The 2,372-nt window shown below is 66.3% G+C and carries 3 protein-coding genes; 1 reads left to right on the top strand and 2 read right to left on the bottom strand.

Annotated elements, in window-relative coordinates:
• A partial coding sequence (locus tag AC1DT2_RS20830) for a catalase family protein (protein WP_477298453.1) occupies positions 1-803 on the top strand: 803 nt, incomplete at its 5' end.
• 21 nt (positions 804-824) lie between these two features.
• Here AC1DT2_RS20830 and phbB read toward each other — a convergent pair.
• On the bottom strand, positions 825-1,565 hold the full coding sequence (phbB, locus tag AC1DT2_RS20825) for an acetoacetyl-CoA reductase (RefSeq protein ID WP_477298454.1): 741 nt from the start codon (positions 1,563-1,565) through the stop codon (positions 825-827).
• 57 nt (positions 1,566-1,622) lie between these two features.
• Positions 1,623-2,372: tRNA glutamyl-Q(34) synthetase GluQRS (gluQRS, locus tag AC1DT2_RS20820; RefSeq protein ID WP_477298451.1), on the bottom strand; the 750-nt coding region annotated here is incomplete at its 5' end.

The following is a 2,372-nucleotide window of genomic DNA, read 5'->3' as shown; positions in this document are numbered from 1 at the left end:
GTGTTTCCACGCCACGCGGCATGGCCGTGAAKATCATCGGTGTCGAAGGGGATCGGCTGCCTGGCAGCGAAGGCGACGTGACCCAGGATTTCGTCCTGGTGAACGGCCCCGCCTTTTCCGCGCCAACGGCGAAGAAGTTCGCGGGCACACTGAAGCTGGTCGCGGCGACGACCGATCGCGCGGAAGGTGCGAAGAAGGCCCTCTCGGCTGTGCTCCGTGGCACCGAACGCCTGGTCGAAGCCTTCGGTGGCAAGAGCTCCACCTTGCTCGCACTCGGCGGGCAGCCCGAGACGAATCCGTTGGGCGATAGCTACTTCAGCCAGGCGCCGCTGCGCTTCGGCGAATACGTCGTCAAGGTGTCGATCGCGCCGCGCTCACCCAACCTCACCGCGCTCACGGATGCCGAGCTCAACGTCAACGGTAAACCGAACGGCCTGCGCGACGCGATGATCGAGCACTTCGCGACCGAGGGTGGCGAGTGGGATGTGCGCGTGCAGTTCTGCACGGATATCGAGTCCATGCCGATCGAGGACGCATCGGTGCCGTGGCCGGAAGAGAAGAGTCCCTATATTGACGTGGCGCGCATCGTCGTACCGCCGCAGCCGGCGTGGAACGAGGCGCGGCGCGCGGCTATCGACGACGGTCTTGCGTTCAGTCCCTGGCACGGTGTCGCCGCCCATCGGCCGCTGGGCTCGGTGATGCGCGCGCGCCGGCTGGCGTACAAGGTGATGGCGAAGTTCCGTGCACATCACAACAAGGTGGCGATCCACGAGCCGGCGTCGGTCGACGAACTCCGGCTCTGAGTCACCCGATCCCCGTGGGCCTTACCAACCCATGTAATGGCCGCCGTTGATGGCGAGGTTCGAGCCGGTGATCCAGCTCGATTCCTCGCTGGTCAGGAAGGCCACCGCGTGGGCGATCTCGTCCGGACGGCCGAGTCGGCCCACCGGGATCTGCGCGATGATCTTCGAGCGGATGTCTTCGGGCACCGCCATGACCAGGTCGGTCCCGACGTAGCCCGGCGAGACCGTGTTGACGGTGATGCCGAAGCGCGCGTTTTCCTGGGCCAGCGAGATGGTGAAGCCGTGCATGCCGGCCTTGGCTGCCGCGTAGTTCGCCTGCCCGTACTGGCCTTTCTGGCCGTTGATCGAGCTGATCTGGACGATACGGCCCCACTGGCGCGAGCGCATGCCCTCGATGACCGGGCGGGTGACATTGAACACGGCATTGAGGTTGGTGTTCACGACGTCCGTCCATTGCTGGAAGTCCATCTTGTGGAACGTGGTGTCGCGGGTGATGCCGGCGTTGTTGAYGAGGATTTCGATCGGTCCGGCGAGGTCCTCGATGCCGCGAACCATCGCAGCGGCGGAGACCGGATCGGCCACGTCGCCCTGGACCATCACCACGTCGATACCGTCGCGGATCATGTCTTCATGCCAGGCGTCGGCCTTGGCCTTGTCGCGGTAGTTGGTAGCTACCCGATGACCCTGGCGCGCAAGGTAGCGCACGATCGCCGTACCAATGCCGCCTGTGCCGCCGGTCACCAGTGCCGTGCGTTGCGTAATGCCTTGCTTCATCCTCGCTCGTTTCCCATAGAGGCCCGCCGCGCGGGCAAACGATTCTTATAACGCTCCACCGACCCCAAGACTACTGCGGCGGAGCGACGCAGGCTTGAACTCGTTCAGCGCGGCGTGAAGCAGATCACGGGGTGAATCGGGGCCCGCGGGGGCTTTCACACCCAGCCGTTCGAGCGCGAGCCGCAGGGCGGGCAGGGGATCCGCCGGGTCGACGGGCAAGGCGGCGGCCGACTTCGAGAGCTTCCTGCCGTCAGCGTCCAGGACCAGGGGGAGGTGCAGGTAGCCGGGCGTCGCCAGCCCGAGTAGCCGCTGCAGGTAGATCTGCCGGGCCGTCGAATCGAGTAGGTCCGCGCCGCGAACCACATGCGTGATGCCCTGCTCGCCGTCGTCGACGACGCAGGCGAGCTGGTAGGCCCAGAGGCCTTCCACACGGCAGACCACGAAGTCGCCAGCTACTTCCAGCAGGTTCTCGGCCAGGGGGCCTTGAAGGTCGTCGTGCCAGTGGATGGTGTCGTCGGGCGTGCGCAAGCGCCACGCCGGCGGCCGGTCGGGGTCCGGGGCGGCGACACACTGGCCATGACGGTGCATGCCGCCGTGGACCGCCAGATCGGCCCGGCTGCACCAGCAAGGGAAAACATAACCTTCCGCCCTGAGTCGTGCAAAGGCGGCCTCATACGCCTCGCCGCGCGTGGACTGATACAYCACCGGGCCGTCGGATGAGAGGCCGAAGGCGTCCAGCGTGGTCAGAATGGCGGCAGCCGATCCGGGCACCTCACGTGGTGGGTCGATGTCCTC

The sequence above is a fragment of the Luteibacter sp. P4_E6 genome, assembly GCF_056401535.1.
Note: the sequence above shows the minus strand (reverse complement) of the source record. Positions and strands in the feature narration are given on the sequence as shown.